The sequence below is a fragment of the Stenotrophomonas maltophilia genome (genome assembly GCF_013464485.1).
Lineage (GTDB): Bacteria > Pseudomonadota > Gammaproteobacteria > Xanthomonadales > Xanthomonadaceae > Stenotrophomonas > Stenotrophomonas maltophilia_AW.
In genome coordinates, this window is sequence record NZ_RAUX01000030.1 from 26442 (window position 1) to 52115 (window position 25674).

Below are 25674 nucleotides of genomic sequence, written 5' to 3' on the forward strand. Positions count from 1 at the left end.
GGGATGCGATTGCAGGTCCGGTGGCTGGGCACAAGTGGTTCAGAAGACTGAAGCGCTCGTTATGCACAGGGAGTCATTTAGGGTGCCGAGAGATCCAGTGGGCTCTGAATATGAAGCCGCCTGTGTCAGAGTTCGATTCCAGATTGATAAGCGTGGGGAGCCGATCAATGTCAGCATTGACAAGAGCTCTAGAAATAGGGCGATCGATGTTGCTGCCAGAGAAACATTGAAGAAGTTCAGGTTTGAGTTGCCTCAAGGCGATTCTGAGGGAGAATTTGCATTGGTGTTTGACTATCCGTCGAGAGATGCTCCGTAAATCGAAAGTCGGAAAGTGATCCAGGATTGGCCCTTGGCAGCCTATGGAACACCAGGCCACACATTGCGGGCCTTGTCGTCATTGCGGAGATCGGGTGGATTATCGCCCGGCATGCGCCGACAGCGAGTCCGGAACCTCGCTCACCATCTTCTGCTTGGCCTTCGGCAGCTGGCTGATTCACTCCAACTGCCGCTGCAGCACGGCTGGGGTCATGTTCGCTACCGCCGGCTGTAGATCACTGTGCGTCGAACCCGCTCATGCCTGGCAGCTGTGGTCATTTCACTGGAGCTGCAAGGTTGTGATTGGTTGTCGGATCCTGTGATTGCTGTAAAGAATGTTGGAAGGGACGTGATTCATGACATCAGCTTGGAGGTCGGCGGTGGTGCGGTTGACCTAAGAGCAATTCCTGTCGGTGAAAGCAGGGCTGCAAAACCGGAGATCGCTGCTGATTCCTCGCTTGTCGTAACGTACTACGAGAATAATGCCCATGTGGTTTGCTATGGAGATGTGTATTTTACGAACAATCTCTATGTCAAGGATGAGGAGGATGTGGGTGGAGGGATTTGCCGTATGGCGGAAGTTGCGGATTGATGTGAGCGGCGGAGCGTGTCGGCAGAATTTTTATAGTGCAGTACCAACGTGAGGATCGATGAAAAGCCTTGTTGAGAGTTACCCCGTTTGGGCTTCCATCATTCTAGGTGCCATGTGGATAAACGCATTTGCGGCTCACAGGATGTTGCTGAAAATCGAGCGCGAACGGCCAGAAGTGCTTGCTGCAGCCGGAATCATCAAGGTTGACTGGTGGCTTGGGTGCTTGCGTGGTATCGCAATGCTTGCCCTCACTTCCAAAGGGCAGGCGCTCCATCGGGGTGAACGGTGGGTGTTGAGGGGTGTAGTGATGATGTACGTCTTTTTGATTGCTTCCGGCGTATCCATGCTTGTTGGCATGTAGAAGACCCTGTCTCAAGGCCGCTGATGGTGGAATGGTTTGGCATTACGATGAGATTGCCCGTTCCTGGCATTACTCGGCATTTCCCAGTTTCACCTCTACTGGCTTGCGTCCCACGAGCAATAAAAACGCCGCAGTCCCCTGCGGCGTTCCCGTATTTCCCTGACTCTGGCGAATTTCACCCCAGCAACTTCCGCACCTTCGCCAAGGCGATCATGAACCGCTCGATCTCGGCGTGCGTGTTGTAGAACGCCAGCGAGGCACGGCAGGTGGCGGCGACGCCGAAGTACTGCAGCAACGGATGTGCGCAGTGCTGGCCGGAACGCACGGCCACGCCTTCCAGGTCGAGCAGGGTGGCCAGGTCGTGCGCATGCGCGCCGTCGATCAGGAACGAGACCACGGCCGCCTTCTCCGGCGCCTCACCGATGATGCGCAGGCCCTCGACGCGACGCAGCTCTTCGGTGAAGTGGGCGAGCAGCTCGGCTTCACGCGCCTCCACGTGCTCCTGGCCGATGTCCTGCAGGTAGTCGGCGGCCACGCCCAGGCCGATGAAGCCGGCGATGTTCGGGGTGCCGGCCTCGAACTTGTGCGGGGCATCGTTGAACACGGTGCCGTCAAAGCTGACTTCCTTGATCATCTCGCCACCACCGAGGAACGGCGGCATCGCGTCCAGATGCTCGCGGCGTGCCCGCACGATGTTGGCGTGGTGCTCCATGCGCGAGACCAGAATCACATCACCGGACTTCAATCGCGGCAGCGCCCACGAGTACGCCACCAGGTTGATGGCGAAGGTGGTGCCACTGCACAGCACCAGATCGCTGGGGCGCACGTTGAGGAAGCGCGCCAGCGTGTTGCGCGCGCCTTCGTAGGCATCGGTGGCTTCGCTGCCTAGGGCATGCACCGCGCAGCTGACGTTGGCGTTGTAGCGGCGATAGAACTCATCCACCGCGCCGATCACCTGCACCGGTTTCTGGCCGGTGTTGGCGTTGTCGAAATAGACCAGCGGCTTGCCATGCACTTCACGCATCAGCAGCGGGAAGTCGCGAGGCCTGTAACCAGCGCAACTAACTTGGAAGTGGGAGCTGATATCGCACAGCTTTCCGACCAGTCCTATACGACTGTCAATTTTGCTCTGGGTGACGCGACTTCGGGTGTTGGAGCGGGCAGCGTAGTTCAAGGGCAGAACAACTACTCAGGACCAGGTGTGAGGGTGGCAATTGCTCATACACATCCGGTGAACACCGCGTTCAGCTACTGGAAGGGATCCTGCTTCTGCGGCGGTCGCTGGGAGGGGAGCCTTTATCGCGGTGACTTGGAGCGAGCAAGATCTGCAGGCGTAAATAGCTACGTAGCCACTCCAAGCGGATCAGTCATGGGGTTCGACTTCAGGGGAATGAATGGAGCAGTCAATGCGCGATCGAACCCAAGTGCGTACATTGCGGCGGAAGACTACTTCTTTAAGGTGAAATGATGAATGCTGGGCGCTGGGTGTTTCCAGTTATCACGCTTGTTTTGGTTCTGGGTGCTTGCTCTTCATCTAAACAGAATGAGGGGCTCGCGGATACCCCGGGGAGCTGCAAAATCCGTGGCAACGAGGCGGGGGCTGAAACGTGCATGACTACGATGTCTGCTCTGTTGTCCCAGCCGGAAAAGTTTGATGGGCGCCTCGTTTCTTTCTACGCCTGGGTGGATCAGATCAATGGATCTATTCTGTTCTTCCCATCGCGTGATGCATTGGAGTCAAGGGATTCGTTCAGCTCATTGGTGGCGTATCCGCAGTCAAGTCCGGATGCCTTTAAGGAGCATTCTTCCGTTGAGGGCGGGGAGCGTTTCATGCGGGTTAATGGCAGGTTTCGATGGAATCGTGATGGCGCCATCGAGTCGCGGATTGATCCGGTGGATGTGGATCGAATGGGGGTAATGGAAGAAGTTAAGCTGCGCTTATAGACGGATGGGTCGGTTTGGCCGGTGGCAGGTGGCCGAGCAGGATGATGTCGCCATTTTTCATTTCAACATGACTCCAGAGCCACATTTCGCTGGACTACGCTGAATCCTGATGCATCAGGTTTATCAATGAGTTAGACCCTGAGGTTCCCCAACGTTTTCATGCCGTCAGTACCGCCTGATCGAGCACTTCCGGTGGCAATGATCGCAGGCGTTCCAGCCATCGGAAGACAGACTCCATCGGCCAGCACCTGGCCAAGGCTTTCCAGCCCACGCGCAGGGTCGAGTACAGCTTCCGTTTCGTGCTGGTCGGCCACAGCCATCGGGCCATATCGCTGGCCTTGCACGCCAAGCCCGCCAGCCAGCTGGCGAACGAATCCAGCGTGCCGACCAGCAAGAGGACCTGCAGGCGCGTACCGCTGCGCGTCAGGCTGTCCTCGAAGCCTTGACCATAGCGGTGGGACTTGAGGTCGCGGAAGGACAATTCGATCTGCATCCTGCGGTCGTATACGTTCACCAGCTGCCTGGCACTGGGACCTGACAGGCCAGGCGAAGCGATAATCAGCCAAGGCTCGCGCTCGCGCGCCGCCACCTTGCGGCTGTAGCTGTTGCGCGCCACCTCGCCCACGGGTATCGCCAGATAGTGGATCTGGCTCCAGTCCGGTTCTTGGACCACCCGGCGCAGCCGGGCCTTGTCCAGCGCCTTGACCGTGTGCCAGCCCAGTTGGAAGAAACGGGCCACGGCCAGGATTTTGCTGGAGGCCAGCAGTTGGCTGACCGCCTCGGCCAGCCGATCGGTGACCCGCTGGTAGCGACCCCGCCAGCTCAACTTGTCCAGCCGCAGACCGCCGCATTGCTCGCACCAGACCCGCCGACGCGGCACCACCAGCGTCACCCTAAGCGTCATCAGCGGCAGGTCCCGCACCCGGCGCACGCTCGTCTCATGCACCTGTCGGCACCGACTGCCGCACTGCTGGCAGTACATCGTGCGGGCAGACGGCTTGAGGTAGATCGTGACAATCCGGCTGCCGCCCTTGGGCCACGTGATCCGCTCCACCCGATAACCTTCCCAGCCGCCCAGCTTCTCGATCGGCTTCCGATCCAGCATGACCCCACCCTTTGAGTCCTGAAAATCAGGACTCAAAGGGTAACGGGCGGCAGCAATGGCTCCACGCTAATCAGCGATGAACCAAAAAAACGCCACGGTTTCCCGTAGCGTTCTCATACTTCCCTGACTCTGGCGAATTTCACCCCAGCAACTTCCGCACCTTCGCCAAGGCGATCATGAACCGCTCGATCTCGGCGTGCGTGTTGTAGAACGCCAGCGAGGCACGGCAGGTGGCCGCGACACCGAAGTACTGCAGCAACGGATGTGCGCAGTGCTGGCCGGAACGCACGGCCACGCCTTCCAGGTCGAGCAGGGTGGCCAGGTCGTGTGCATGCGCGCCGTCGATCAGGAACGAGACCACGGCCGCCTTCTCCGGCGCTTCACCGATGATGCGCAGGCCCTCGACGCGGCGCAGCTCTTCGGTGAAGTGGGCGAGCAGCTCGGCTTCCCGCGCCTCCACGTGCTCCTGGCCGATGTCCTGCAGGTAGTCGGCGGCCACGCCCAGGCCGATGAAGCCGGCGATGTTCGGGGTGCCGGCCTCGAACTTGTGCGGGGCATCGTTGAACACGGTGCCGTCGAAGCTGACTTCCTTGATCATCTCGCCGCCGCCGAGGAACGGCGGCATCGCATCCAGATGCTCGCGACGGGCCCACAGCGCACCGGTGCCGGTCGGGCCGCACATCTTGTGGCCGGTAATGGCGTAGAAGTCGCAGCCGATCGCAGCGACGTCGACCTTGCGGTGCGGCACCGCCTGCGAGCCATCGACCACGGTGATGATGCCGCGCTTGCGCGCTTCGCGGCAGATCTCGCGCACCGGGTTGACCGTGCCCAGCACGTTGGAGACATGGGTGACCGCCAGCAGCTTGACCTCCGGGGTCATTGCCGCGCGCAGAGCATCCAAATCGAGTGCGCCGTCAGGCGTGATCTCGGCCACGCGGATGGTGGCGCCGGTACGCTGCGCGACCAGCTGCCACGGCACGATGTTGGCGTGGTGCTCCATGCGCGTGATCAGGATCACGTCGCCGGCCTTCAGCCGCGGCAGCGCCCACGAGTAGGCCACCAGGTTGATGGCGAAGGTGGTGCCACTGCACAGCACCAGGTCGCTGGGGCGCACGTTGAGGAAGCGCGCCAGCTTGTTGCGTGCGCCTTCGTAGGCATCGGTGGCTTCGCTGCCCAGTGCATGCACCGCGCGGCTGACGTTGGCGTTGTAGCGGCGGTAGAACTCGTCCACCGCGCCGATCACCTGCACCGGCTTCTGGCCGGTGTTGGCGTTGTCGAAATAGACCAGCAGCTTGCCGTGCACTTCACGCATCAACAGCGGGAAGTCGAGACGGACGCGGTCCCAGCCGGGGGCGCCGGCGCGTTCTTCGATCGGTCGCGGCGTGGACAGGTTCATGCCACACCCGCCTCGGCGAGGGCCTTGTCCAGGCGACGTGCCAGCTGCGCACGCAGCGCGTCGGGCAGGATCTTCAGCGGCTCGTGGCAGAACGCGGCGCTCAGCAGTGCCTGCGCCTGTGCCTGCGGCAGGCCGCGCGAGCGCAGGTAGAACAGCGCATTGGCATCGAGCTGGCCGACGGTCGCGCCGTGCGCGGCCTTCACTTCATCGGCATCGATCACCAGCGTCGGCTGGGTGTCGATCTCGGCATCGGCCGACAGCAGCAGGTTCTTGTTGGACAGGTTCGCGTCGGTGCCATCGGCGCCTTCGCGGATCTGGATGCCACCATGGAACACCACGCGGCTGCGGTTGGCGGCGACGCCGCGCCACAGCAGTTCGCAGGCGGTATCGCGTGCGATGTGGTCGATGCCCAGGCGGGTTTCGACGTGGCGGCGGCCATTGCCGAGCAGCACGCCGTTGGCGGTCAGCTGGGCGTTGTCACCTTCCAGGCGCACGTTCAGTTCATGGCGGCTGAGCGCGGCGCCCAGTTCCAGGTCGACGCGGTGGTACTGCGCGTCGCGGGCCAGCACCGCGTCGGTGCGCAGGAAGCTGGTCTGGCGCGCGCTGCCGGCCTGCACGCGGGCGTGCTTGAGCACGGCATCACGGGCGACGTGGGCATGCAGCACGGTGTTGTCCAGGTGGGCGGAGTCACCCACGCTGAAGCGATGCTCGACCACGCCGAGGCTGGCGCCGGCACGCAGTTCGATCAGGTGACGGTGGTGCCAGGCCAGATCGGTGTCGCTGGCGACGCTGGCGAATACCAGCTGCAGCGGCACGTCGACCTGTACGCCTTCATCCACGCGCAGCACCACGCCTTCATCGGCCAGCGCGGCATTCAGGCGGGCGAAGATCTCCTCGCTGCGCTCGTAGCGGCGGCCGAGGAAACGCGCGGCGTCTTCGCCGGAGGCCAGTGCGGCCGACAGCGGCTGCAGCTGCACGCCGGCCGGCAGCGCCTGCACGTCGCTCAGCGCGGCATCCAGGCGACCGTTGACGAACACCAGGCGCGGCGCCGGAATGTCGTCCAGCAGCGCGGCGTCCAGCGCAGGGCCCTGCAGCGGCGCCGCAGCGAACGCACGGCGTTCCAGCTGGCGCAGCGAGGTGTACTTCCAGGCTTCGTTGCGGGCGGCCGGCAGGCCGTCGCGCAGGGCCGCGTCCAGCACTTCGCGGCGCGCATCGCTGCCGCAGAAGGCCTGGGCCATCGAATCAAGCAGGGCGCTCATCAGACCGCCGCCTCGGGCACGACCCGGTCCTTCAGGAAATCATAGCCGTGCGCTTCCAGTTCCAGCGCCAGCTCCGGGCCGCCACTCTTGACGATGCGGCCATCGGCCAGCACGTGCACCACGTCCGGCTTGATGTAGTCCAGCAGGCGCTGGTAGTGGGTGATGACCAGGAACGAGCGATCGGCGGCGCGCAGCGCGTTGACGCCGTCGGCCACGCTCTTCAGCGCATCGATGTCCAGGCCCGAGTCGGTTTCGTCCAGGATCGCCAGCTTCGGCTCCAGCACGGCCAGCTGGAAGATCTCGTTGCGCTTCTTCTCGCCACCGGAGAAGCCTTCGTTGACGCCACGGTGCAGCAGTTCGTCCTTCAGGTGCAGCACGGCCAGCTTCTGGCGCACCAGCTTGAGGAACTGCATGGAATCGAGTTCTTCCTCACCGCGCGCCTTGCGCTGGGCGTTCAGTGCCGCGCGCAGGAAGTAGGTGTTGTTCACGCCCGGGATTTCCACCGGGTACTGGAACGCCAGGAACAGGCCGGCGGCGGCGCGCGCTTCCGGGTCCTGCTCCAGCAGGTCGACGTCGTCGAACTGCACGCTGCCTTCGGTCACTTCGTAGCCGTCGCGGCCGGCCAGGACATTGCCCAGGGTGGACTTGCCGGCGCCGTTCGGGCCCATGATGGCGTGCACCTGGCCGGGCTGGACGTCCAGCGACAGGCCCTTGAGGATTTCCTTGTCGCCGATGCGGGCGTGGAGGTTTTCGATCTTCAGCATGGTGGGGGTTTCCGTGGGGCGGGCCGCGGCCCGCCGGTAAAGAGAATGCGTTTGCGAGGGACAGGGGCGGGCGGTCAGCCCACCGAACCTTCCAGCGAGACTTCCAGCAGCTTCTTGGCTTCCACCGCGAACTCCATCGGCAGTTCGCGGAACACCTGCTTGCAGAAGCCGTCGACGATCATCGACACCGCGTCTTCCTGGCTGATGCCACGGGCGCGGCAGTAGAACAGCTGGTCGTCGGAAATCTTCGAGGTGGTGGCCTCGTGCTCGACGGTGGCGCCCGGGTTCTTCACCTCGATGTAGGGGAAGGTGTGCGCGCCGCACTGCTTGCCGATCAGCAGCGAATCGCACTGGGTGTAGTTGCGCGCGCCGTCGGCGTTGCGGTCCACCCGCACCAGGCCGCGGTAGGTGTTCTGGCCGCGGCCGGCGCTGATGCCCTTGCTGACGATCTTGCTCTTGGTGCGCTTGCCGACGTGGATCATCTTGGTGCCGGTGTCGGCCTGCTGGCGGTGGTGGGTAAGCGCCACCGAGTGGAACTCACCCACCGAGTCATCGCCCAGCAGCACGCAGGACGGGTACTTCCAGGTGATCGCCGAACCGGTTTCGACCTGGGTCCAGGTGACCTTGCTGCGCGCGCCTCGGCATTCGGCACGCTTGGTGACGAAGTTGTAGATGCCGCCGACGCCGTTCTCGTCGCCCGGGTACCAGTTCTGCACCGTGGAGTACTTGATCTCCGCGTCTTCCAGCGCGACCAGCTCGACCACCGCAGCGTGCAGCTGGTTCTCGTCGCGCATCGGCGCGGTGCAGCCTTCCAGGTAGGACACGTAGGCCTTGTCCTCGCACACGATGAGGGTGCGCTCGAACTGGCCGGTGTGGCCGGCATTGATGCGGAAATAGGTGCTCAGTTCCATCGGGCAGCGAACGCCCTTGGGAATGAACACGAAGCTGCCATCGGAGAACACCGCCGAATTGAGCGCGGCGAAGTAGTTGTCGCCCACCGGCACCACGGTGCCCAGATACTGGCGCACCAGTTCCGGGTGTTCCTTGATGGCCTCGGACATCGAGCAGAAAATGATGCCCTTCTCGGCCAGTTCCTTGCGGAACGTGGTGCCGACGGACACTGAGTCGAACACCGCGTCCACCGCCACGCCGGCCAGCTTGGCACGCTCGTGCAGCGGCACGCCCAGCTTGTCGTAGGTGTCCAGCAGTTCCTTCGGCACGTCATCCAGCGAGGCGTACTTCGGGCCCTTCGGCGCGGAGTAGTAGCTGAGCGCCTGCAGGTCGATCGGGGCGATCTCCAGCTTGGCCCAGTCCGGCATCGGCATGGTCAGGAAGTGGCGGTAGGCGTCCAGGCGCCACTGCGTCATCCACTCCGGCTCTTCCTTCTTGGCCGACAGGGCACGGATGGTGTCCTCGTCCAGGCCCGGCGGCAAGGAGTCCGATTCGATCTCGGTGATGAAGCCGGCCGAATACTTGCGGCCGAGCTGCTCGTGGATCTCGCGGTTGGGGGTGTCGTCGTGGGCGACGTTTTCGATGGTTTCGGTGGCCATGGGGGGCTGCCTACGGATCAGGAGACGACGTCGACAGCGATGGTGCGGCGCTGTTCGTCATCGGCAAGGGGGAGAGGGGGCAGGATCTGCGCAAGGGTGACATCGCGCAGGGCCTCGGAAACCACGTCGTTGATCAGCCGCCAGCTGCTGCGCGCGCCGCACTTGGGCGCCATGCCGCACTGGTGGTGGTCGTGGCTGCATTCGGTCAGGGCCAGCGGCCCTTCCATCGCTTCGACCACTTCGAACAGCGAGATCTCGATGGCCGGGCGGGTCAGGCGGTAGCCGCCACGGACGCCGCGCAGGCCTTCAACCAGGCCGGCCTGGGCCAGCGGCTTGAGCACCTTGCTGACGGTGGGCGGCTCCAGACCGGTGAATTCGGCCAGCTCGGTGGCACTGAGCACCTCGCCCGGACGGGCGGCGAGCACGGTCAGCACGACGGTGGCGTAATCGGTGAGTTTGGTGACGCGCAACATGGGGATGCGAGTGGTTCTTAAAGCGGACTGAAATTGTACGCTTTTATTCGCCGCCATCCAACCCGGGCATTCAGCCGGCGCTGGGGCCGGGCCGGGAGGACACACCGGGGCCGTTGCCAAGGCGCAATGCTGCGCCAACGGGGTGATTTTCGCAATCACCCGGAATGGGCGAGAATCCCTGTTCCATTCGCTGCAAACAGCCCGTGCCGATGCCGAAGAAGATCCAAGCCCGCAAGTCCGCCATCCATGGCAACGGCGTGTTCGCCGTGGCCCCGATCAAGCAGGGCGAGCGCGTGATCCAGTACAAGGGCCTGCTGCGCAGCCACGGCGACGTTGATGCCGATGACAGCGGCGACGTCGAAAGTGGCCATACCTTCCTGTTCACCCTCAACGACGACTGGGTGATCGATGCCAACTACAAGGGCAATGACGCGCGCTGGATCAACCACAGCTGCGACCCGAACTGCGAGGCGGTGATCGAGGAAGACGAGGACGGCGACAGCCGCGGCGACAAGGTGTTCATCGAGGCGCTGCGTGACATCAAGGCCGGCGAAGAGTTGACCTACAACTACGGCATCACCCTGGCCGAGCGTCACACGGCAAAGCTGAAGAAGATCTGGGAGTGCCGCTGCGGCTCGCCCAAGTGCACCGGCACCATGCTGCAGCCCAAGCGCTGACCCTTACCGGGTAGTGCCGGCCGCTGGCCGGCACACACGTGAAAMGCGTGCCGGCCCGCGGCCGGCACTACCTTATTTGCCCAGCACGCCTGCCGGCACAAGATTGCCCAGGTTCTGGTTGAAGGTGACCACCAGCTTGCCGTTCTTCACCTGCGCCGACTGCACCTGCAGGGCACCCAGCATGCCGGCCACGGCCGGGTCCAGCTTGTAGATCGGTTCGCGCTGGGCGTAGTCGCTCAGCCATGCATTGAGCAGGCCACGGGTGCGTGAGTCGAGGCGACCGCCCTGGTTGGCCGGGGTGAAGTCATCCACGCTGGGCTGCTGCAGGTGGAAGCCCTGGGTCTGTGCGTCGTAGCGCAGGCCGCTGCTGAGCTTCACCGTGCCCAGCTTGGACGGGTTGCCACCGGCAGTGGCCAGTGCCACGTCCATGCCCAGGTTCAACCGTTCGCCGGCCGGAAGGCTCAGCTGCGGGTGGCTCATGGTCAGGGCGATCAGTCCACCCAGCGCGTCCTGGGTGCGCGGGAAGCTGCCATCGAGGTACTGCTGCACGTCGCTGGCACCGACTGACAGTTCGCGGCCGGAAATGGAGGGGGCGGCCTGGGCGCCGATCGCAGCGGCGATCAGCACGGTGGAGGCTGCGAGGCGGGTCATCAGGGAACGCAGGCGCATGGCGGTGACCGGTGAATGCGGAATGGATGGATCAAAGAGTAGCCTTGCTGGCTGAATCGCGCGTGCATGCCGCTGCAACGGTTCAGTCCAGCGAAGGCCGCAGCTGCGCCGACTGGATCTGCCAGCTGCGGCCATCGGCGCTGGGTTGCACCCGGTACCAGCCACCGAAGCGGAAGGTGCCCTCGGTGGTCACCGCACGGATCCGCACCGGAACCTCCAGCAGCTGCGGCGGTTGGTGGCCGTCGCGTGCGATCGGCAGTTCGCTGGTCAGGCGCAGGCTGCGCACATCCGTCAGCTGGCGCAATGCGGCATCGTCCGCGCGTCGTGCATCGCTGGGCGGGAAGGTCCATGCAGCGTTGATGGCCGGGTGGTCACGGTTGAGCAGGGCCATGACATAGGCATTGAGCATGTCTGCAGGCAGCTGGGCCTCATCCGCAACGGCGGCAAACAGGGGGTCGATATCGCTGGACTGCAATGCAGGAGCGACGGCTTCAGCGGAGGCGGGTGGCCTGGCACTGGCAGCGGCATCGGCCGCAGTGGGGGGCGGAGCATCTGCGGCATGCGGCTGAGCCGCGGGCCGGGAACACGCCAGCAGCACCAGCGGTGCCAACAGCATCAGGAACCTGCGCATGTCTGCCTCCTCCCCGAGGCGAACGGAACGAGGCAGTGTATCGGCTGTGCCGCGATCAGCGGGAGGAGGGCAGCTGTTCCAGTGCATCCAGCGCCGGCAGCACCTGCGCGGCGATGGCGGCCAGGGCATGGCCTTCGGTTTCGGCATGGCGCTGCACGATGTCGCGCAGCAGCTGGGTGGCGATCACCAGGGTCGCGCGCTCGTCGCCGCTGATGCCAGCGGTGCGCGGCGCCGCTTCCAGCAGGCGCATCAGGTCACGGCTGGCGCGATGCTCCAGTTCGATGGTGCAGCGCCCGGTGCACTGCAACCCGTCCTTTTCGATGGGGGTCACCGAGATCCGGTAGCGGGTGGAGGGGCTGGCCATGAGGGATGCTCGCCGTAGCTGTGGAGGATGTGCCCACCTTAGGCAAGGCCGCGTCCGACCGCGATGGCCGGGGCTGCACGCAGTGTTCCACCCGGTACGTTCCGCCCCCGGCGCAGGCGGGGCCCAGCCAATGGCGACGGGCCTGTACGGGTATTCCCGGGCATGCGGCAACGCTGTGTTGCGGGCCGTGATTGGGACAAAAAAAACGGGACGGCCAGAGCCGTCCCGTCGGAATCCGCGTCGGGGCGCGCGCTTACAGCGCGGCGTCCTTCAGCTTCTTCAGCGGACGCACCTTCAGCTTGGTGGTGGCCGGCTTGGCGGCGAACCACTGCTCTTCCTTGGTGAACGGGTTGATGCCCTTGCGCTTCGGCTTGGCCGGCACATTGACGGTGGTGATCTTCAGCAGGCCCGGCAGGGTGAAGGAGCCAGCGCCCTTCTTGTGCACCGAGGACGCGACAGCGCTTTCCAGCGAGGCCAGCACAGCGCGGACGTCCTTGGCGATGACGCCGGAGGCTTCAGCGATGTGTGCAACCAGGCCGGACTTGGTCAGCACTTCCTTGATCGGCTTCGGAGCGGCCGGCTTGGCGGCTGCCTTCGTCGCGACTTTCTTCACTGCCTTCTTCGGGGCAGCCTTCTTAGCGGTCTTTGCCATGGTTTCCTGTTCCGTGAACGGTTGGTTGTTTGGTCGGCGCCGAACCCCGTCGGCAAGCGCAATGTAGGGCAACTCTCGGGCGCCGCCAATAGCCCGAAGCGCGAAAAGCGCATGTTTTTTCATATCCAGGCCGATTCAGTACATGGCGGGCAGTAGAGGATGGAGGCCTACGGTGTGGTGGACCGGCACCGCCCGATCCTCGGGGGGGAATCGCGAAATCACTGAAAACAAGGGGAAAATGTGTGTCGATGTGGCGAGGAAGTGTCCACGGAGCCGGTGTTGGAGCGGCGTGGGCGGTGCGACGGGGCGACGCAGGGCTAACGCATCCCGTGCGAGGGTGACGGTTCATCACCGTCACGCAGGAGCAGCACATGGGAATCTCGCGACACGCCACCGCGCACTGGGAAGGCGATCTGAAGTCGGGCAAGGGACAGTTGAGCACGCCGCAGAGTGGCCTGCTGGACAAGACCCGTTACGGTTTCAACAGCCGCTTCGGCGACGAAAAGGGCACCAATCCGGAAGAGTTGATCGCTGCCGCGCACGCCGGCTGTTTCACCATGGCGCTGTCGGCGAAGCTGGGCGAGGCCGGATTCACCCCGACCTCGCTGGACACCGAGGCCAAGGTCGACCTGTCGCTGGAAGGTGGCCCGCAGCTGTCGCAGATCCGCCTGAAGGTGAAGGCCGTGGTGCCGGGCATCGACGCGACGCAGTTCCGTGCCATTGCCGATGACGCCAAGCAGAATTGCCCGGTGTCCAAGGCGTTGAGTGCGGTGCCGATCAGCCTGGAAGCCGAGCTGGGCTGAGCCGGCGCATCTGTAGAGCCGAGCCCATGCTCGGCTTCTGCAGCTCCCGTGATCTGGCCGAAGAGCAGCCGAGCATGGGCTCGGCTCTACAGTGCCCCTTTACCAATCGATGGTGCCGCTGATCACCGTCTGCACCTGCCCCCCCGACCAGACCTCGCCGTCCTCGTCGACCAGCAGCGTCAGGCGCGCATCGTGGCCGACTTCGCGGCCCTGGCTGACTTCGAACGGTGCACGGCCCCGCGGCAGCGCATTGCGAAGGTCCAGCCATGCGGCCAGCACGGCGTTGGCGGCGCCGGAAGCTGCGTCCTCGAAGCGGCGACCGTTGCCGACGAAGGCGCGTACCGCCAGATCGAAGCCCTCGCGGCCATCGCTGAAGGCATAGGCGAACACGCCCATGCTGTCGGTGGACTCGGCCAGTGCAGCCACTGCATCCCAATCCGGTTGCAGGGCGCGCAACGCGGCTTCATCGGCCACCTGCACCACCCACCAGCTGCGGCCGCCCTGCATGCGTGCCGGCGGCAGCGTGCCCAGCGGCCAGCCCTTCAGTGCGGCTTGCAGACGAGGATCGGTGGCCTCGGCCGTCTCGGCCAGCTGCGCGCGCGGGGTGCGGATGGCGATGCGCTGCTGTGCCCCCTCGCCGCTGACGCGCAGTGGCAGGGCACCGGCAATGCCGTCCTGCACCAGCACGCCGTCGACCGGTACGGCCAGGCCCGCCTGCAGCACCGCATGCGCGGTGCCGACGCTGGGGTGGCCGGCGAACGGAACTTCTTTCTGCGGGCTGAACATGCGCAGCCGGTAACTGGCACCGTCGACCTGCGGCGCGAACACGAAGGTGGTTTCGGGCAGGCGGGTCCAGCGGGCGATGGCCTGCATCGCAGTGTCGTCCAGGCCTTCGGCGTCGAGCACCACGGCCAGCGGATTACCAGCACCGGCGCGCGGGGAGAACACATCCAGCTGCAGGAAACGGCGGGTGGTCATAGGAAGGAAACTCCAGGATCGAGTGGCGCGCAGCTTAGCGCGCCGTTGTAGCGCCGAGCCGATGCTCGGCGGCCTTGTGATGGGACATGGCCAAGCGTGGGCCCGGCGCTACAGCCAATGGATGTGGCCGTCGATGACCGGCTGCACCCGGCCGCCGATCCACACCGTGCCCGGCGCGTCGACCTGCACCTGCACGCGGCCATCGCGGCCGACTTCGCGGCCCTGGCTGGCCACGTAGCGGCCCTCGCGGCCGGGCAGGGCATCGCGCTGCCGCAGCCACGCGCCGATCAACGCATTGGCGCTGCCGGTCACTGGGTCCTCCGGCACGCTGGGGGCATCGGCGGGGCAGAACGCGCGGACCACGCGGGCAGTGTCGGTGCCCGACTCATCGGCGAACACCGCCATGCCGGTGGCATTGGTCGCCCGGCTCCAGTCGGCCAGCGCGGCCATGTCCGGCACCAGGCTGCGCACGGCAGTGGCATCGCGCAGCGGCAGCAGCCACCAGCGTGCACCGTTGTCCCAAAGCTCCGGCACGTGACCATCGGCAGCCAGCGCCAGCAGCGCTGCGGGGGCCGCGTCGGCTGCGGTTGCCACCTGCCGGGCCGGAGGGCTGGCCAGCTGGATCTCCAGCGCCTCGGCCGGCCCACTCACCTTTACCGGCAACAGCCCGGCCGCGCATTGCTGCAGCAGGGCGCCGTCACGTGGAGTCGCCAGGCCGCAGGTCACCGCCACCCACGCCGCACCAACGCTGGGATGGCCGGCGAATGCCAGTTCCCGGGTCGGGGTGAAGATGCGGATGTGGTAGTCGGCGCCGGGCGCACTGGGGCGCAGGAAGAAGACCGTCTCGGACAGGTTCAGCCATGCGGCGAGGGCCTGCATCTGGTCCTCGCCAAGCCCGTCGGCGCCAAGGATCGCGCCCAGTGGGTTGCCGGTGCCGGGGCGGGGGGCGAAGACATCGAGCTGCAGGTAACGGAGGACGGCCATCTACGGGGATATTGCGCTTAGAATCAAAGGTTCCGCCCCCGAGGGCGGCTTCCCCACATTCTACATAGCCAATCCATGTCAGCTTCCCCCCTTGTCGATCGTTGGATCGTACTGAAGTTCGGCGGCACCTCGGTGTCGCGTCGTCATCGCTGGGACACGATCGGGAAGCTGGCGAAAAAACGTGCGGAAGAGACTGGCTCGCGCGTGCTGGTGGTGGTGTCGGCGCTGTCCGGGGTCACCAACGAACTGACCGCGATCGCCGATGGCGCGCCGGACAGCCGCGACCGCGTGGCCGCGCTGGTTGAACGTCACGAGGGCTTCCTGACCGAACTGGGCCTGGGTCGCGAGGTGCTGGCCGAACGTCTGACGGCGCTGCAGGGCCTGCTCGATGACGCACGTGCCGCCACCCGTCCGCTGGACTGGCAGGCCGAAGTGCTGGGCCAGGGCGAGCTGCTGTCCTCCACCCTGGGGGCGGCCTACCTGCGTGCCTCGGGCCTGGACATGGGCTGGATGGACGCCCGCCAGTGGCTGGATGCGATGCCGCCGCAACCGAACCAGAGCGACTGGTCGCAGCGCCTGTCGGTGAACTGCCAGTGGCGTGCCGACGCGGAGTGGATGCAGCGCTTCCGCGCGCAGCCGACCCGCCTGCTGATCAGCCAGGGCTTCATTTCGCGGCACGCCGATGGTGGCACCGCCATCCTCGGCCGCGGCGGCTCGGATACCTCGGCGGCGTACTTCGGCGCGCTGCTGGGTGCCAGCCGCGTGGAGATCTGGACCGACGTGCCGGGCATGTTCAGCGCCAACCCGAAGGACGTGCCCGACGCGCGCCTGCTGACCCGCCTGGATTATTACGAGGCGCAGGAAATCGCCACCACCGGCGCCAAGGTGCTGCATCCGCGCTCGATCAAGCCGTGCCGCGATGCCGGCGTGCCGATGGCCATCCTCGATACCGAGCGCCCGGAACTTCCGGGCACCAGCATCGATGGCAGCGCGGCGCCGGTGCCGGGGGTGAAGGCGATCAGCCGCCGCAACGGCATCGTGCTGGTGTCGATGGAAGGCATCGGCATGTGGCAGCAGGTCGGCTTCCTGGCCGATGTGTTCAACCTGTTCAAGAAGCATGGGCTGTCGGTGGACCTGATCGGTTCGGCCGAGACCAACGTCACCGTGTCGCTGGACCCGTCCGAGAACCTGGTCAACACCGATGTGCTGGCCGCGCTGTCGGCCGACCTGTCGCAGATCTGCAAGGTGAAGGTGATCGTGCCGTGCGCGGCCATCACCCTGGTCGGCCGTGGCATGCGTTCCCTGCTGCACAAGCTGTCGGACGTGTGGGCCACGTTCGGCCGCGAGCGCGTGCACATGATCTCGCAGTCGTCCAACGACCTGAACCTGACCTTCGTCATCGACGAGGCCGACGCCGATGGCCTGCTGCCGATCCTGCATGCCGAGCTGATCGACAGCGGCGCCATGCCGGTGGAAGAAACCGAAGTGTTCGGCCCGCGCTGGCGCGAGATTGCCGGCACCGTGCGCCCGCGCGGCACGCCGTGGTGGCGTGGCCAGCGTGCGCACCTGCTGCAGCTGGCCGACGCCGGCACACCGCGCTACGTCTACCACCTGCCCACCGTGCGCGCCCGCGCCCGCGCGCTGGCCGCGATCAAGCCGATCGACCAGCGCTACTACGCGATCAAGGCCAACAGCCACCCGGCCATCCTGCAGCTGCTGGAAGCCGAGGGCTTCGGCCTGGAGTGCGTCTCGCACGGCGAACTGAAGCATGTGTTCCAGCACCTGCCGGAACTGTCGCCCAAGCGCGTGTTGTTCACTCCCAGCTTCTGCCCGCGCAGCGAATACGAAGCGGCGTTCGCGCTCGGCGTGACCGTCACTGTCGACAACGTGGAAGCGCTGCAGCGCTGGCCGGATCTGTTCCGCAACCGCGAGCTGTGGCTGCGTGTCGACCTGGGCCGGGGCGAAGGCCACCACGCCAAGGTCCGCACCGGCGGCAAGGAGTCGAAGTTCGGCCTGCCGATCGCCCGTGTGGACGAATTCGTGCGCGCGGCCACCGATCTGGGCACCCGCGTGGTCGGCCTGCACGCGCACCTGGGCAGCGGCGTGGAAACCGCGCAGCACTGGCGCCTGATGTGCGATGAACTGGCCGGTTTCGCCCGCCGCATCGGCAGCGTGCAGACCATCGATATCGGTGGCGGCCTGCCGATTCCGTATTCCGCCGAGGACGAGCCTTTTGACCTGGACGCTTGGGCCGAGGGCCTGGCCGAGGTCAAGGCGCTGCACCCGGCGTTCCGCCTGGCGATCGAGCCGGGCCGCTACCTGGTGGCCGAATCGGGCGTGCTGCTGGCCCACGCCACCCAGGTGGTGGAAAAGGACGGCGTGCGCCGCGTCGGCCTGGATGCCGGCATGAACACGCTGATGCGCCCGGCGCTGTACGACGCCTGGCACGACATCGAGAACCTCAGCCGTCAGGGGGGCTATGCCGAGGCGGCGTTCGATGTGGTCGGCCCGATCTGCGAATCCAGCGATGTGTTCGGTAAGCGCCGCAAGCTGCCGGTGTCGACCGCGCCGGACGACGTGATGCTGATCGCCGATGCCGGTGCCTACGGCTATGTAATGTCCAACACCTACAACCAGCGGGCGATGCCGCGCGAAGACGTGATCGAGTGATCGCCATCCGCGCCCCGCACCCGCCCACCGACACGCCCCGCGCCCTTGCGCGGGTCCGTGCCTGACCGGATACACCATGACTGCTTTCGACAAACACCAGGTTTCCCGCTTCCGCTTCGTCCGCTGCGAATTCGCTGCGGAGACCGGCGTGGCCAAGCTGGTCTACGCCTTCGATGACGGCCCGGAGATGGTGGAAACCATCACCGTGCCCGGCGCCCCGTTCGTGCTGGACGAGGCGCGCGCCGCCGCCGTGCAGCGTGCGCTGCAGCTGCTGCACCTGATTGCCGGTGTCAGCTACTACAAGGCCGGCGTGCCGGAGACGGTCAGCATCGACAGCTACGCCATCGATGCCGATACCGCGGCGCTGGTGGAGACGGTCTACCTCAACGGCCTGGGCGAATTCGCCTACCGCAACGGCCTGAACCTGCGCGGGCGTTTCCGCCTGCCGGTGCAGGGCGAAGCGGTGCAGGCGCCGGTGCTGGGCCTGCAGGCGCACGCGCTGGTGGCCATCGGTGGCGGCAAGGATTCGCTGGTCAGCATTGAAGCGCTGCGCCGTGCCGGCGTGGACGAAACGGTGACCTGGATCGGCGGCTCGCAGCTGATCCGCGCCTGTGCCGAGCGCACCGGCCTGCCGACCCTCAACCTGGGCCGCGCGCTGGCGCCGGAACTGTTCGAGCTGAACCGCCAGGGCGCCTGGAACGGCCATATCCCGGTCACTGCGGTGAACTCGGCGATCATGGTGCTGGCCGCACTGCTGCAGGGCGTGGACCAGGTGGTGTTCTCCAACGAACGTTCGGCCAGCTACGGCAGCCAGATTCCGGGCACCGGCGAAGTGAACCACCAGTGGTCCAAGGGCTGGGCGTTCGAGCAGGCGTTCGGCAGCCACGTGCAGAAGCACGTCGCGGCGGACCTGCAGTACTACTCGCTGCTGCGCCCGATGTCCGAGCTGGCGGTGGCCCGCCAGTTCGCCAAGACCGATTTCTACGACGCGCATTTCTCCAGCTGCAACCGCAACTTCCATATCCTCGGCGAGCGCCCGGTGAACCGCTGGTGCGGCGTCTGCCCAAAGTGCCACTTCGTGTTCCTGGCGCTGGCCCCGTTCATGCCCAAGACGCGCCTGGTGCGCATCTTCGGCCGCAATCTGCTGGACGATGCCGAACAGGCCGGTGGCTTCGACGCGCTGCTTGAATTCCAGGACCACAAGCCGTTCGAGTGCGTGGGCGAAGGCCGCGAATCGCGTGCAGCGATGGCGACCCTGGCGCAGCGCCCGGAGTGGAAGGAAGACGTGCTGGTGAAGCGCTTCTGCAACGAGATCCAGCCGCAGCTGGACGCCGCCGAACTGGAACTGGCACCGCTGCTGCAGCTGCAGGGTGAGCACCGCGTTCCGGCTGCGCTGTGGGAACGGGTGCGTGAAGATTTCGAAGCTTGAGGGAAAGCGCATTGCGCTGTGGGGCTGGGGCCGTGAGGGCCGCGCTGCGTTTGCGGTGCTGCGTGAACGCCTGCCAACGCTTGCCCTGAGCCTGTTCTGCCCGGCCGCCGAGGCCGAGGCCGCGCGTGCGGAAACGCAGGGCGCGCTGAACGTGCTTGGCGAACCCTCGGCCGAAGCGCTGGCGGCGTTCGATGTGGTGATCAAATCGCCCGGCATCAGCCCTTACCAGCCGATTGCGCTGGCGGCGGCAGAGCAGGGCACTACCTTCATCGGTGGCACCGCGCTGTGGTTTGCCGAACATGCAGGTGCCGATGGCATCGTGCGCGACACCGTGTGCGTGACCGGCACCAAGGGCAAGAGCACCACTACCGCGCTGGTCGCGCACCTGCTGCGCGCGGCCGGGCATCGCACTGGCCTGGTCGGCAACATCGGCCTGCCGCTGCTGGAAGTGCTGGATCCGCAGCCAGCGCCGGAATACTGGGCGGTGGAACTGTCCAGCTACCAGACCGGTGAAGTGGCGCGCAGTGGCGCCCACCCGCAGGTGGCGGTGGTGCTGAACCTGTTCCCGGAACATCTGGACTGGCACGGCAGCGAACAGCGTTACATCGAGGACAAGCTGCGGCTGGTGACCGAAGCCGCGCCGCGCATCGCCGTGCTCAATGCGGCCGATCCTTACCTGGCCACGCTGTCGCTGCCTGACAGTGAGGTGGTCTGGTTCAACCAGCCGCAGGGCTGGCACATGCGCGATGACATCGTGCACCGCGGCGAGCAGCCCGTATTCGATGCCCGCAACACGCCGCTGCCAGGCCGTCACAACCGCGGCAACCTGTGCGCGGTGCTGGCCGCGCTGGAAGCGCTGGGCCTGGATGCGGTGGCGCTGGCACCGGCGGTGCAGGACTTCCGTCCGTTGCCGAACCGCCTGCAGCGGATCGGCGTGGCCGATGGCCTGACCTACGTCAACGATTCGATCAGCACCACACCGCACGCCAGCCTGGCCGCGCTGGAATGCTTCGCCGGCCAGCGTATCGCGCTGCTGGTGGGCGGGCACGACCGTGGCCTGGACTGGACCGATTTCATGCAGCACATGGCGCACGACGTGCCGCCGGTGGAGATCGTGACCATGGGCAGCAACGGCCCGCGCATCCACGCGATGCTGCAGCCGCTGGCCGATGCTGGCCGCTTCGGCCTGCACGCGGCGGCGGATCTGCCCGAGGCGATGGCGCTGGCACGTGCCGCGCTGGTCGCGCAGGGCGGGGTGGTGCTGCTGTCGCCGGGCGCGCCGAGCTTCGGGGCCTATCGTGATTACGTGGCCCGTGGCCGCCATTTCGCCGAACTGGCCGGGTTCGATCCCGACAGCATCAGCGCGATTCCGGGGTTGGGCATTACCTGATGGTAGTGCCGGCCGGTGGCCGGCACCCTACGGTGACACGCATTCACGCACGGCGTGGATCTACTGGTCCTCGTCGATGAACGTGTAGCCGCCGTCGATCAGCTGCTGCAGGTACACATCGAAGCTCGGCGCGATGACCGCGTAGCTGTCCGGATCGTGCAGGTAGCGCACTACCTGGCCGACTGTGCCGCCCGGTGCCGGATCGAAATCCAGGTACAGCATCGAGGTGCCGCCGTTGTTCATGCAGTGCGAGAAGCACAGGCGGCGGTTCATCGGTAGATCGGCATCGATGCCATCGCCGAGAATCTCCGGCTCGTCATCCAGCCATTCCTCGTAGATGGAACGGATGCTGTCGTCCCACTGCTGCTGGTCCTCGAAGATCTGCGCCACCGAGCGCAGGTAGTACGGATAGCCGCCATCCTCCACGTCCGAACCCAGCATCAGCACACAGACCTCGCCGGCGGGGTACTCGCGGAAGTGCGTGCCATCCACGCGCGACAGCAGTTCCACCAGGCTGTCCGGCACCTGCGGCCACTGCGCACGCAGGCGCTGCAGGTCTTCGGCGCAGGCGCCCTGCACGTGTGCCCACTGCGGGGCATCGTCCGCAGGCAGGCGTGGAATCAGGCCAGACAGAAAGCGATCAACAAGGTTCATGCAGAAAAGGGGACGGAGGGGATTAAGTCGTATCCAACCACACCTGCGTCACGCCGCCAATGCAGAATGCGACGCGGGAGGGGCGATTGCGGCTTAATCCCCTCCGTCCCCTTTTTTGCGGAGCAGGCGCATGAAACGTTGGCGATGGGGTTTGGCGATGGTGCTGGGGCTGGTGGCGATGCCGGTATGGGCGGCGATGAAGACGCAACCGGTGGAGTGGAAGCACCGAGGCACGACCTTCAGTGGCGTGCTGGTCTATGACGATGGCGACAACGACAAGCGTCCGGGCCTGGTGATGGTGCCGAACTGGAAGGGCGTGAACGAATCTGCGATAGAGAAGGCCAAACAGCTGGCCGGCGACGATTACGTGGTGCTGGTGGCCGATGTGTACGGCAAGGGCGTGCGGCCGAAGACCGATGCCGAGGCCGGGCCGGTGGCGACCCGGCTGCGCAATGAACGGCCGTTGCTTCGCGCACGCGCGCTGGAAGCGGTGAACGTGCTCAAGGCGCAGGCCGGCAAGGTGCCGCTGGATGCCAGCCGGATTGGTGCGGTCGGTTTCTGCTTCGGCGGCACCACGGTGCTGGAACTGGCGCGTGCCGGTGCGCCGTTGGCGGGTGTGGTGAGCCTGCACGGCGGGCTGGGTTCGCCGCTGCCCGCGCAGGCCGGTGGCACGCACCCGTCGGTACTGGTGCTCAATGGTGCCGACGACAGGAGCGTGACCGCCGAGGACATCGCCGCTTTCCAGAAGGAAATGGATGGGGCCAAGGTGGATTGGGAATTCACCAACTACAGCGGTGCGGTGCACTGCTTCGCCGAGCGCGATGCCAACAACCCGCCGGGCTGCCAGTACAACGAACGGGCGGCCAAGCGCGCATGGAAGGCGCTGGATGAGTTCTTCGAGGAGCGGTTCCGATAGACAAAGGCGTGCCGACCTTGGTCGGCACGCCTTCACCGATCAATGCGAGCGCTGCACCGCGTAGCGGGCCAGGCCGCGCAGAGCGGCCACGGCATCGTTGTCGCCCAGGCCATCAAGCGCGCGCTCGGCGGCTTCGGCGTATTCCTCGGCGCGGCGGCGGCTGTATTCCAGGCCCCCGGTGGCGCGGATCGCGGCCAGCACTTCCGGCATCGCCGAGGCGTCGCCGTCCTGCACGATGCTGCGCAGGCGCTCGCGCGTGGCGTCGTCCGAATGGGCCATGGCGTGGATCAGTGGCAGGGTGGCCTTGCCCTCGGCCAGATCATCACCCAGGTTCTTGCCCAGCTCCTCGGCGTTGGCCGAGTAGTCCAGCACGTCGTCGGCGATCTGGAACGCGTAGCCCAGGTGCATGCCGTAGTCGAACAGGGCCTGCTGGGTGGCTTCGTCCACGCCGCTGGCCAGCGCGCCCAGGCGGGTGCCGGCAGCGAACAGCACTGCGGTCTTGCGCTCGATCACGCGCAGGTAGGCGGCTTCGTCGGTATCGGGGTTGTGCACGTGCAACAGCTGCAGCACTTCACCCTCGGCGATGCGGTTGGTGGCATCGGCCAGGATCTGCATCACCGACATGCGCTCCAGCTCGACCATCAGCTGGAAGCTGCGCGAGTACAGGAAGTCGCCCACCAGCACGCTCGGTGCATTGCCCCACAAGGCGTTGGCGGTACTGCGGCCACGCCGCAGGCTGGATTCGTCCACCACGTCGTCGTGCAACAGAGTGGAGGTATGGATGAATTCGATGATCGCCGCCAGCTGGTGGTGATCCGGGCCGGCCTGGCCGACCGCATGGCCGGCCAGCATCACCAGCATCGGGCGCAGGCGCTTGCCGCCGGCGGAAATGATGTGGTCGGCAATCTGGTTGATCAGCACGACGTCCGAGGACAGCCGGCGCCGGATCAGGGCGTCGACGGCGGCCATGTCGGCCGCGGCAAGCGACTGGATCTGGGGCAGGCCCAGGGCGGGACGGGTGTCTTCGGTGATGGTCATGCGATCAGGCTTTCAGGCTCACCGCTGATTATAGGCGTTGCCCGTGAATTCCGGGCGCAAACCGGGCTGGCACGCCGCTGCGGCGCGGTAACGCCAGCGTCCAGCGTGAATACGTATGCAGGCTGCGCCATGCCCGGGAGGCCGCCGCTAAGCTTGCCGGAACAGGATTTCGGCTCGCTTCCGGCGGGCCCTGCATGCCCGGAGGGGGGCTGTCGATGTCGCACTATCCATGGTGGCGCGGAGCCGTCATCTACCAGATCTACCCGCGCAGCTACCTTGATGCCAACGGCGACGGGGTGGGTGACCTGCCGGGCATCATCGAGCGGCTGGACCATATCGCCGCGCTGGGCGTGGACGCGATCTGGATCTCGCCCTTCTTCAAGTCGCCGATGGCCGACTTCGGCTATGACATCGCCGATTACCGCGACGTCGACCCATTGTTCGGCAGTCTGGACGACTTCGACCGGCTGCTGGCCAAGGCCCACGGCCTGGGCCTGAAGGTAATGATCGATCAGGTGCTCAGCCACACATCGATCGAGCACGCGTGGTTCCGCGAGAGCCGCCAGGACCGCAGCAACCCGAAGGCGGACTGGTATGTCTGGGCCGATCCGCGCGATGACGGCACGCCGCCCAACAACTGGCTGTCGCTGTTCGGCGGCGGCGCCTGGCAGTGGGAGCCGCGCCGCGAGCAGTACTACCTGCACAACTTCCTGGTCGATCAGCCGGACCTGAACTTCCACCACCCTGAGGTGCAGCAGGCGACCCTGGACAATGTGCGCTTCTGGCTGGACCGTGGCGTGGATGGCTTCCGCCTGGATGCGATCAACTTCTGCTTCCACGACGCGCAGCTGCGCGACAACCCGGCCAAGCCGGCCGAGAAGCGATTTGGTCGCGGCTTCAGCCCGGATAACCCGTACGCCTACCAGTACCACTACTACAACAACACCCAGCCGGAGAACCTGCCGTTCCTGGAGCGCCTGCGCGCCTTGCTGGACGAGTACCCGGGCGCGGTCAGCCTGGGCGAGATCTCCTCGGAGGACTCGCTGGCCACCACCGCTGAGTACACCCGTGATGGCCGCTTGCACATGGGCTACAGCTTCGAGCTGCTGGTGGACGACTACAGCGCGGCCTATATCCGAGACACAGTCTCGCGGCTGGAAGCGGCAATGATCGAAGGCTGGCCGTGCTGGGCGGTTTCCAATCACGACGTGGAGCGGGCGGTCAGCCGCTGGGGGGGGCATCCGGCCGACCCGCGGCTGGCGCGGATGCTGGTGGCGATGCTGTGCTCCCTGCGCGGCTCGGTCTGCCTGTACCAGGGCGAGGAGCTGGGCCTGGCCGAGGCCGATGTGCCGTTCGAGGCGCTGCAGGACCCCTACGGCATCACCTTCTGGCCGAACTTCAAGGGCCGCGACGGCTGCCGTACCCCCTTGCCCTGGACCAACGCAGCGCTGGCCGGTTTCACCAGTGGCACGCCCTGGCTGCCGATCCCGGCCGAGCACCGGGCGGCGGCGGTGGCCGTACAGGAGCGTGACCCGCACTCGGTCCTGGCCGCGTTCCGCGCGTTCCTGGCCTGGCGGCATGCCCAACCGGCGCTATTGCATGGCAGCATCAGATTCATCGAAAGTGCCGAGCCAGTGCTGCTGTTCGAGCGTATGCTTGCAGATGAAACCCTCCTGCTGGCCTTCAACCTGTCGGCCGAGGCGGTGAGTCATCCACTGCCGCCGGGCAACTGGCAGCAGGTGGCGGTACCGGGCCCGGATGCGGGTGCGGTGCAGGGCAACGAACTCCAGCTGCCGCCGCGTGCGGTGTATTGCGCCCGACGCAGCTGACCGTTTTCTCCGGTGGCGGTACTTGCGGGGACGGGGCCGAAGCGCCCCGTCCCTTTTTTGTGGGTGCGGTTGCGGTGGAAGGCATCCACGCATGGCGTGGATCTACCGCTGCGCAAAAGAAAACCCACTGCCTGCGCAGCGGGTTTCCGGTCCTGCTCCCCTTGTGTTGCCGGCCMGCGGCCGGCACTACCGAATCAGGGTTGCCGGCCAGCGGCCGGCACTACCTTGTCC

Annotated in this window: 26 protein-coding genes; 11 read left to right on the forward strand and 15 right to left on the reverse strand. The window is 65.8% G+C overall.

What is annotated here, in order from left to right:
• Nucleotides 1-61 precede the first annotated feature (61 nt).
• The 3 genes from D7Y61_RS22790 to D7Y61_RS13420 all read left to right on the forward strand — a co-directional run bounded on the left by D7Y61_RS22790 (nt 62) and on the right by D7Y61_RS13420 (nt 1268).
• Nucleotides 62-316, forward strand: coding sequence for an energy transducer TonB family protein (locus tag D7Y61_RS22790; RefSeq protein ID WP_430543712.1), 255 nt, complete (start codon nt 62-64; stop codon nt 314-316).
• Nucleotides 317-664: 348 nt separating this feature from the next.
• Nucleotides 665-907 carry a hypothetical protein gene (locus D7Y61_RS13415; protein ID WP_180866739.1) on the forward strand — a complete coding sequence of 81 codons (243 nt, stop codon included), beginning with the start codon at nt 665-667 and terminating at the stop codon, nt 905-907.
• 58 nt (nt 908-965) lie between these two features.
• Complete coding sequence (locus D7Y61_RS13420) at nt 966-1268, forward strand: hypothetical protein (protein WP_180866740.1); 303 nt, start codon at nt 966-968, stop codon at nt 1266-1268.
• Between the two features lie 175 nt (nt 1269-1443).
• On the opposite strand, the gene D7Y61_RS13425 is transcribed toward D7Y61_RS13420, so the two are convergent.
• Entirely contained in the window at nt 1444-2361 is a 918-nt protein-coding gene (locus tag D7Y61_RS13425) for an aminotransferase class V-fold PLP-dependent enzyme (protein ID WP_180866831.1), read from the reverse strand.
• Nucleotides 2362-2735: 374 nt separating this feature from the next.
• Between D7Y61_RS13425 and D7Y61_RS13430 the strand changes: the two genes are divergently transcribed.
• On the forward strand, nt 2736-3212 hold the full coding sequence (locus D7Y61_RS13430) for a hypothetical protein (RefSeq protein ID WP_180866742.1): 477 nt from the start codon (nt 2736-2738) through the stop codon (nt 3210-3212).
• A gap of 157 nt (nt 3213-3369) precedes the next feature.
• Here D7Y61_RS13430 and D7Y61_RS22645 read toward each other — a convergent pair whose 3' ends face one another.
• The 6 genes from D7Y61_RS22645 to D7Y61_RS13465 form a co-directional block, all read right to left on the reverse strand.
• Nucleotides 3370-4317 (reverse strand): transposase family protein, encoded by a 948-nt coding sequence (locus D7Y61_RS22645; RefSeq protein WP_258010361.1) that lies wholly within the window; start codon nt 4315-4317, stop codon nt 3370-3372.
• Nucleotides 4318-4456: 139 nt separating this feature from the next.
• A complete protein-coding gene (locus D7Y61_RS13445; protein WP_180866744.1) occupies nt 4457-5713 on the reverse strand; it encodes a cysteine desulfurase in 1257 nt (418 codons plus the stop codon).
• Nucleotides 5710-6972, reverse strand: a complete 1263-nt coding sequence (gene sufD, locus D7Y61_RS13450) for a Fe-S cluster assembly protein SufD (RefSeq protein WP_180866746.1) — start codon at nt 6970-6972, stop codon at nt 5710-5712. The genes D7Y61_RS13445 and sufD overlap by 4 nt, the downstream gene beginning before the upstream one ends.
• On the reverse strand, nt 6972-7736 hold the full coding sequence (sufC, locus tag D7Y61_RS13455) for a Fe-S cluster assembly ATPase SufC (RefSeq protein WP_180866748.1): 765 nt from the start codon (nt 7734-7736) through the stop codon (nt 6972-6974). The genes sufD and sufC overlap by 1 nt, the downstream gene beginning before the upstream one ends.
• A 74-nt stretch (nt 7737-7810) precedes the next feature.
• The gene (gene sufB / locus D7Y61_RS13460) at nt 7811-9286 is read right to left on the reverse strand and encodes a Fe-S cluster assembly protein SufB (RefSeq protein ID WP_043396952.1); all 1476 of its coding nucleotides are present in this window, start codon (nt 9284-9286) and stop codon (nt 7811-7813) included.
• 17 nt (nt 9287-9303) lie between these two features.
• On the reverse strand, nt 9304-9759 hold the full coding sequence (locus D7Y61_RS13465; protein WP_005408436.1) for an SUF system Fe-S cluster assembly regulator: 456 nt from the start codon (nt 9757-9759) through the stop codon (nt 9304-9306).
• A gap of 209 nt (nt 9760-9968) precedes the next feature.
• Between D7Y61_RS13465 and D7Y61_RS13470 the strand changes: the two genes are divergently transcribed.
• Nucleotides 9969-10436: an SET domain-containing protein gene (locus D7Y61_RS13470; RefSeq protein WP_012479369.1), complete on the forward strand. Its 468-nt coding sequence runs from the start codon at nt 9969-9971 to the stop codon at nt 10434-10436.
• A 72-nt stretch (nt 10437-10508) separates the two neighbouring features.
• On the opposite strand, the gene D7Y61_RS13475 is transcribed toward D7Y61_RS13470, so the two are convergent.
• The 4 genes from D7Y61_RS13475 to D7Y61_RS13490 all read right to left on the reverse strand — a co-directional run bounded on the left by D7Y61_RS13475 (nt 10509) and on the right by D7Y61_RS13490 (nt 12752).
• Nucleotides 10509-11105, reverse strand: coding sequence for a DUF1439 domain-containing protein (locus D7Y61_RS13475; protein WP_180866750.1), 597 nt, complete (start codon nt 11103-11105; stop codon nt 10509-10511).
• 82 nt (nt 11106-11187) lie between these two features.
• The gene (locus tag D7Y61_RS13480) at nt 11188-11736 is read right to left on the reverse strand and encodes a hypothetical protein (RefSeq protein ID WP_180866752.1); all 549 of its coding nucleotides are present in this window, start codon (nt 11734-11736) and stop codon (nt 11188-11190) included.
• A 55-nt stretch (nt 11737-11791) separates the two neighbouring features.
• Complete coding sequence (locus D7Y61_RS13485) at nt 11792-12100, reverse strand: DUF3861 family protein (protein WP_010483541.1); 309 nt, start codon at nt 12098-12100, stop codon at nt 11792-11794.
• A 253-nt stretch (nt 12101-12353) separates the two neighbouring features.
• The gene (locus tag D7Y61_RS13490; RefSeq protein ID WP_010483539.1) at nt 12354-12752 is read right to left on the reverse strand and encodes an HU family DNA-binding protein; all 399 of its coding nucleotides are present in this window, start codon (nt 12750-12752) and stop codon (nt 12354-12356) included.
• Between the two features lie 371 nt (nt 12753-13123).
• Between D7Y61_RS13490 and D7Y61_RS13495 the strand changes: the two genes are divergently transcribed.
• Entirely contained in the window at nt 13124-13555 is a 432-nt protein-coding gene (locus D7Y61_RS13495; RefSeq protein ID WP_005408443.1) for an OsmC family protein, read from the forward strand.
• Between the two features lie 99 nt (nt 13556-13654).
• Here the strand turns inward: D7Y61_RS13495 and D7Y61_RS13500 are convergent, their stop codons facing one another.
• Together D7Y61_RS13500 and D7Y61_RS13505 are read right to left on the reverse strand one after the other, a co-directional pair.
• Complete coding sequence (locus tag D7Y61_RS13500) at nt 13655-14533, reverse strand: PhzF family phenazine biosynthesis protein (RefSeq protein WP_180866753.1); 879 nt, start codon at nt 14531-14533, stop codon at nt 13655-13657.
• Between the two features lie 108 nt (nt 14534-14641).
• Nucleotides 14642-15517 carry a PhzF family phenazine biosynthesis protein gene (locus tag D7Y61_RS13505; protein WP_180866755.1) on the reverse strand — a complete coding sequence of 292 codons (876 nt, stop codon included), beginning with the start codon at nt 15515-15517 and terminating at the stop codon, nt 14642-14644.
• 75 nt (nt 15518-15592) lie between these two features.
• On the opposite strand from D7Y61_RS13505, the gene D7Y61_RS13510 reads away from it, so the two are divergent.
• From D7Y61_RS13510 to murD, 3 genes are all read left to right on the forward strand, one after another.
• Nucleotides 15593-18187, forward strand: coding sequence for a bifunctional aspartate kinase/diaminopimelate decarboxylase (locus tag D7Y61_RS13510; RefSeq protein ID WP_180866757.1), 2595 nt, complete (start codon nt 15593-15595; stop codon nt 18185-18187).
• A 76-nt stretch (nt 18188-18263) separates the two neighbouring features.
• Nucleotides 18264-19616 carry a UDP-N-acetyl-alpha-D-muramoyl-L-alanyl-L-glutamate epimerase gene (murL, locus tag D7Y61_RS13515; RefSeq protein ID WP_111203041.1) on the forward strand — a complete coding sequence of 451 codons (1353 nt, stop codon included), beginning with the start codon at nt 18264-18266 and terminating at the stop codon, nt 19614-19616.
• The gene (murD, locus tag D7Y61_RS13520) at nt 19597-21006 is read left to right on the forward strand and encodes a UDP-N-acetylmuramoyl-L-alanine--D-glutamate ligase (RefSeq protein ID WP_180866759.1); all 1410 of its coding nucleotides are present in this window, start codon (nt 19597-19599) and stop codon (nt 21004-21006) included. The genes murL and murD overlap by 20 nt, the downstream gene beginning before the upstream one ends.
• A gap of 60 nt (nt 21007-21066) precedes the next feature.
• On the opposite strand, the gene D7Y61_RS13525 is transcribed toward murD, so the two are convergent.
• A complete protein-coding gene (locus tag D7Y61_RS13525; RefSeq protein WP_180866761.1) occupies nt 21067-21660 on the reverse strand; it encodes an SMI1/KNR4 family protein in 594 nt (197 codons plus the stop codon).
• 130 nt (nt 21661-21790) lie between these two features.
• On the opposite strand from D7Y61_RS13525, the gene D7Y61_RS13530 reads away from it, so the two are divergent.
• Complete coding sequence (locus D7Y61_RS13530) at nt 21791-22576, forward strand: dienelactone hydrolase family protein (protein ID WP_180866763.1); 786 nt, start codon at nt 21791-21793, stop codon at nt 22574-22576.
• Between the two features lie 39 nt (nt 22577-22615).
• On the opposite strand, the gene D7Y61_RS13535 is transcribed toward D7Y61_RS13530, so the two are convergent.
• Nucleotides 22616-23614: a polyprenyl synthetase family protein gene (locus D7Y61_RS13535; protein ID WP_180866765.1), complete on the reverse strand. Its 999-nt coding sequence runs from the start codon at nt 23612-23614 to the stop codon at nt 22616-22618.
• A 215-nt stretch (nt 23615-23829) separates the two neighbouring features.
• Here D7Y61_RS13535 and D7Y61_RS13540 point away from each other — a divergent pair, with 215 nt between their 5' ends.
• Nucleotides 23830-25443, forward strand: a complete 1614-nt coding sequence (locus D7Y61_RS13540) for an alpha-glucosidase (protein WP_180866767.1) — start codon at nt 23830-23832, stop codon at nt 25441-25443.
• Nucleotides 25444-25674: the final 231 nt, after the last annotated feature.